This is a genomic window from Pseudomonas sp. Leaf129 (genome assembly GCF_001423465.1).
GTDB lineage: Bacteria > Pseudomonadota > Gammaproteobacteria > Pseudomonadales > Pseudomonadaceae > Aquipseudomonas > Aquipseudomonas coleopterorum.
This window is the reverse complement of sequence record NZ_LMOC01000006.1, coordinates 250-6,128: the sequence shown is the minus strand read 5'-3', so window position 1 is coordinate 6,128 and position 5,879 is coordinate 250. Positions and strand designations below refer to the sequence as shown.

Sequence of the window (5,879 nt, the reverse complement as noted above, 5' to 3'; positions counted from 1 at the left end):
AGCGCCTTTGTACACGTCGTTGCCGACGACGTAGGACACAGTGCCCGACGTCTGACCTACCGGAATGGTGATGGTCTGGTTGTTCGACAGGGTCACGACMACCGGCGATTCAGTAACAGGTGCGCCGACGGTGGCGGTGTAGACGATGGTGCCGTTTTCAGCCACGCCGCCTGCTGGCGTTTGTGCGGTCAGTAGGACGTTGGTGACGTCGTTGCTGTCGCTGACCTGGGTCACGACCGGGGTGGTGTTCGGGGCCAGTTGCTCGTAGTTGCCGCCGGTCACGCCGGTGATGGCCGTGCTGACGCTGTCGGCGCCNCGTTTGTGCGGTCAGTACGACGTTGGTGACGTCGTTGCTGTCGCTGACCTGGGTCACGACCGGGGTGGTGTTCGGGGCCAGTTGCTCGTAGTTGCCGCCGGTCACGCCGGTGATGSYMGTGCTGACGCTGTCGGCGCCTTTGTACACGTCGTTGCCGACGACGTAGGACACCGAGCCCGACGTCTCACCCACAGGAATGGTGATGACTTGGTCGTTCGAGAGCTTGACGACGACCGGTGCGCCAGTCACCGGATTACCCACCGTCGCGGTGTAGACGATGGTGCCGTTTTCCAGCACGCCGCCTGGTGGCGTTTGTGCCGTAAGCACGACATTGGTCACGTCGGTAACCGGGTCGACGATGACGTTCAGCTGCTGGCTGACCGAAGCCGGGTTGGCCGAGTCGGCGCTCTCGGTGGCGGTGGCCGTGACGGTCAGCGCCAGCGTGCCGTTGAAATCGGTCGGCGGCGTGATGGTCAGGGTTTTCAGATCCCACGTGGTGATATCGGCCGTGCCGGTGCCACCGGCTGTAGAAACGTAGCTATGGCCAGCGCCATCACGCAGCTCTGCGCCTGCCGGGATACCGCTGATCTGCAACACGTGCAGTTCGGAACCATCACGCGTGTCGCCGAAGGTGACGTTGATGGTGCTCAGCTGGATCGCGGTGTCTTCGGCACCGTGGTTCAGTTCGTAGCCGGCGTAGTAACCATCACCGTTGCCATCGACGTGCGGGGTAACCTTGATGCCTTGGTTCACCAAGTCGGCGATGTCGGTATACAGCAGCGCTCCGCTCTGGCCGATCGGAGTCACGGGGCCTTGGTCGACCGACAGGTTCAGGCCGTAGAAGCCCGGCCCGTTCTGGTTGTGATGGTACAGATCCAGGCTGTAGTAGCCGGTTTCAGTCGGTTTGAAGGTGCCGCTGAAGTCACCTGAAGTGGGGTCGACGCCAGCGCCCCAGTGGGCGGTGCTCAAATCCTTGCCGCCAACGTTGATCAGCAGACCGTCGTCGGCCTTGCCGGTGAAGGTGTAGGTCTTGCCGGCTTCGAGGAAGATCAGGCCGGTGACTTTGGTAGAGGTGCCCTGTACGACATTGGTGTCACCCACATCGGCAACGACCACGCCCTGAGGCCGGTTGGCGGCTTCGATGGTGGACTTGATCAGTGCAGGGTCAGCGCCTTCGCCATTGGTGCCCAGCCCTTGCAGGCCGGTGTAGGTGTATTTGATCAGACCGGTCGGAACGACGTAGTCCGGTGTGAGGCTCAGGATCGGTGCGTCAGCCACCGGTTTGATGTCGATGGTCACGGTGCCGGGCTTGCCCACCAGAGCGTCGACCGTCGGGGTAAAGGTGAAGCTGGCGTAGTCGCTGTGCTGGTCACCGGTACCGGCGTTCTTGTAGGCATCGCTGCCCGACTCGTCGGCCACTGGGACGAACTGCAGCTTGCCGCCCTCGATGTCGGCTTTGCTGAACGTGGTGCCAAGATCCGCTTGGGTCAGGTTTTTCCAGCCGCTGCCGTCGTTGAACTGCAGGTTGCCGTTAGCCGGCAGGCTGGTGAACTTGATGCCCAGGTCGAGGTTGGGGTTGGCGGTTGGCTCGATGTTGAACGACGCCCAGTTCAGTGCCAGTGCGGTGTCTTCGGTACCGGTCAGTTTGTTGCCTGGCACGCCGCCATTGTCGCCCACCACCGGAGCATCGTTGTCGATGATGACAGTGTTGACGCTGGCGGCCTGCGGGTTGACTACCAGGCTCTCGAAGTTGGTGCCGGTCGGATTGGCGATGGTGACCACGACGTTCTCGCGACCTTCGACCAGGGCGTCATCGACAATGGGCAGTTGGAAGTTGGCGCTGGTTTCCCCCGCCTTGATGGTCACGGTGATGGTGTCCGTGCCTCGATAGTCGGCACCTGTCGCACTGCCACCGTAGCTCAGGTTCAGGGTGACCTGCGTATCGACATTGGTCGGATTGTTCAGGGTCAGCGTGTAGCTCGCAGACTCACCTTCGGTTACCGACGCAGTACCGCTGAGGCTGATGGTGGTGACATCGGTCACATCGCCGACCTGGGTCACGATTGGCGTGGTGTTCGGAGTCAGCTGTTCATAGTTGCCACCGGTTACGCCGGTGATGGCCGTGCTGACGGTGGCGGCGCCGGTGTAGACGTCATTACCCAGCGTGTAGGAAACAGTGCCACTTGTTTCGCCCACACCGATGGTGATGGTCTGGTTGTTGGATAGGGTCACGACAACCGGGGTGCCGGTGACAGGTGCGCCGACGGTCGCGGTGTAGAGGATGGTGCCGTTTTCCAAGGCACCGCCCGCTGGGACGGTAGCGGTCAGTACGACGTTTGTGACGTCGGTGCTATCGCCAACTGGAGTTACGACCGGCGTGGTGTTCGGGGCCAGTTGCTCGTAGTTGCCACCGGTTACGCCGGTGATAGCCGTGCTGACGGGGTTGGCGCCGTTGTAGACGTCGTTACCCAGGGTGTAGGAGACAGTACCGCTGGTTTCGCCTACACCAATGGTGATGGTCTGGTTGTTCGACAGGGTCACTACAACCGGCGAGCCGGTGACCGGTGCGCCAACGGTGGCGGTATAGACGATGGTGCCGTTTTCAACGGCCCCGCCCGCTGGAACAGCGGCAGTCAGTACCACGTTGGTAACGTCGTTGCTGTCGCTGACCGGGGTCACGACTGGCGTGGTGTTCGGCGTCAGTTGCTCGTAGTTGCCACCGCTTACGCCGGTGATGCCAGTGCTGACGTTGTCGGCACCTTTGTACACGTCGTTGCCGACGACATAGGACACCGAGCCCGACGTCTGACCGACGGGAATGGTGATGGTCTGGGTATTCGACAGGGTCACGACAACTGGCGAGCCGGTGACCGGTGCGCCGACAGTGGCGGTGTAGACGATGGTGCCGTTTTCAGCGACGCCGCCTGCAGGAACGGTGGCGGTCAGTACGACGTTGGTGACATCGATGCTGTCGCCAACTGGAGTGACGACTGGCGTGGTGTTCGGAGTCAGTTGCTCGTAGGTGCCACCGCTTACGCCGGTGATGCCTGTGCTGACGGTGTCTGCGCCTTTATACACGTCGTTGCCAATGACGTAAGTCACCGAGCCCGATGTTTGACCCACGGGAATGGTAATGACCTGGTTGTTCGACAGGCTGACGACCACTGGCGCACCGGTCACTGGCGAATCGACCGTGGCGGTATAGACGATGGTACCGTTCTCGACTGCGCCGCCCGCTGGGACTTCGGCGGTGAGAACCACGTTGGTCACGTCGGTGACCGGGTCGACGATGATATTCAGCTGCTGGCTGACCGAAGCTGGGTTGGCCAGATCGGCTTTTTCGGTGGCCGTTGCGGTAACGGTCAGCGCCACGGTGCCGTTGAAGTCGGTCGGCGGTTGGAAAGTCAGGGTGCTGAGGTTCCAGCCGGTGATATCAGCCGTGCCGGTGCCGCCAGCCTCGGACACATAAACGTGGTTGGCGCCATCACGCAGCACTGCACCCACCGGAATACCGCTGATCTGCAGCACATGCAGTTCGGAGCCGTCGCGGGTATCGCCGAACGAGACGGCGATGGTGCTCAGCTGGATCGCGGTGTCTTCGGCACCGTGGTTCAGTTCGTAGCCGGCGTAGTAGCCGTCGCCATTGGCGTCGACGTGCGGGACGACATCGATGCCCTGGTTGATGACTTCGCTGATATCACTGTAGAGCGGCACGCCGCTCGCACCGATCGACGTCGCTGGACCCTGGTCCACCGAGAGGTTCAGGTTGTAGAAGCCTGGGCCGTTCTGGTTGTAGTGATACAGGTCGATGCTGTAGTAGCCGGTTTCGGTCGGCGTGATGCTGCCGGTGTAGTCGCCCGAGGTCGGGTCGATGCCAGCGCCCCAGTGCGCGCCATCCAGATCCTTGCCGCCAACGTTGATCAACAGACCGTCGTCGGCCTTGCCGCTGAAGGTGTAGGTCTTGCCAGCTTCGAGGAAGATCAGGCCGGTGACTTTGGTACCGGTGCCCTGCACAACGTTAGAGTCACCGACTTCGGAGATGACGACGCCCGGACGGCTGCCCGCGGCTTCGATGGTGGACTTGATCAATGCAGGATCAGCGCCTTCACCGTTGGTGCCAAGTCCTTGCAGGTCGGTGTAGGTGTACTTGATCAGGCCGGAGATCGTCTGAGCCACGGACAGCACGGGGACGTCAGCCACCGGCTTGATGTCGATGACCACGGTACCCGGCTTGCCCACCAGGGCATCGACCGTCGGGGTGAAGGTGAAGTTGGCGTAATCGCTGCGCTGGTCGCCTGTACCGCCGTTGTTGTAGGCATCGCTGCCCGACTCGTCGGCTCCCGGGACGAAGCGCAGTGTTTTTGCGTCGATTTGAGCCTTGCTGAACGTGGTGCCCAGATCGGCCTGGGTCAGGTCTCTCCAGCCCGAGCCATCGTTGTATTGCAGCGAGCCGTTCGCCGGCAGGCTGGTGAACTTGATCCCCAGGTCGAGGTTGGGGTTGGCGGTTGGCTCGATGTTGAACGAGGCCCAGTCCAGTGCCAGTACGGTGTCTTCGGTACCGGTCAGTTTGTTGCCTGGCACGCCGTCGTTGTCGCCGACCACGGGCGCGTCGTTGTCGATGATGACGGTATTGACGCTGGCGGCCTGCGGGTTGACTACCAGGCTCTCGAAGTTGGTGCCGGTCGGGTTGGCGATGGTGACCACGACATTCTCGCGGCCTTCGACCAAGGCGTCATCGACGATGGGCAGCTGGAAGTTGGCGCTGGTTTCTCCCGCCTTGATGGTCACGGTGATGGTGTCCGTGCCCTGATAGTCGGCACGTGTAGCGCTGCCGCCGTAGCTCAGGTTCAGGGTGACCTGGGTGTCGACGTTGGTTGGATTGCTCAGGGTCAGCGTGTAGCTCGCCGATTCACCTTCGGTTACCGACGCAGCACCGGTGAGGCTGATGTTGGTGACATCGATCACATCGCTGACTGGCGTTACCACAGGAGTGGTGTTCGGTGTCAGCTGCTCGTAGTTGCCACCGGTTACGCCGGTGATGGCGGTGCTGACCGTGTTGGCACCAATGTAAACGTCATTGCCCAATGCGTAGGAAACGGTACCGCTGGTTTCACCGACCGCGATGGTAATCAACGCTATCGCCAACTGGCGTCACGACCGGTGTGGTGTTCGGGGTCAGCTGCTCGTAGTTGCCACCGGTTACGCCGGTGATGGCGGTGCTGACCGTGTTGGCACCAATGTAAACGTCATTGCCCAATGCGTAGGAAACGGTACCGCTGGTTTCACCGACCGCGATGGTGATGGTCTGGTTGTTCGACAGGGTCACAACCACTGGCGAACCGGTGACAGGCGCGCCAACAGTAGCGGTGTAAACGATGGTGCCATTCTCAACAGCGCCGCCCGCTGGAACGGTAGCGGTCAACACGACGTTGGTGACATCAACGCTATCGCCAACTGGCGTCACGACCGGTGTGGTGTTCGGGGTCAGCTGCTCGTAGTTGCCACCGGTTACGCCAGTGATCGCGGTGCTGACGGTGTCGGCGCCGTTGTAGACGTCATTGCC

The 5,879-nt window shown here is 61.7% G+C and carries 3 protein-coding genes; all 3 read right to left on the bottom strand.

What is annotated here, in order from left to right; translation table 11 throughout:
• The coding region (locus ASF66_RS23225; protein WP_162240081.1) for an immunoglobulin-like domain-containing protein at positions 1-165 on the bottom strand (165 nt) is incomplete at its 3' end.
• A gap of 151 nt (positions 166-316) precedes the next feature.
• Positions 317-5,449, bottom strand: a 5,133-nt coding sequence (locus ASF66_RS08125) for an immunoglobulin-like domain-containing protein (RefSeq protein ID WP_330219436.1), incomplete at its 3' end; no start/stop codon positions are given.
• On the bottom strand, positions 5,427-5,879 hold a 453-nt coding region (locus ASF66_RS22670; RefSeq protein WP_162240080.1), incomplete at its 5' end, for an immunoglobulin-like domain-containing protein. The genes ASF66_RS22670 and ASF66_RS08125, both read right to left, overlap by 23 nt.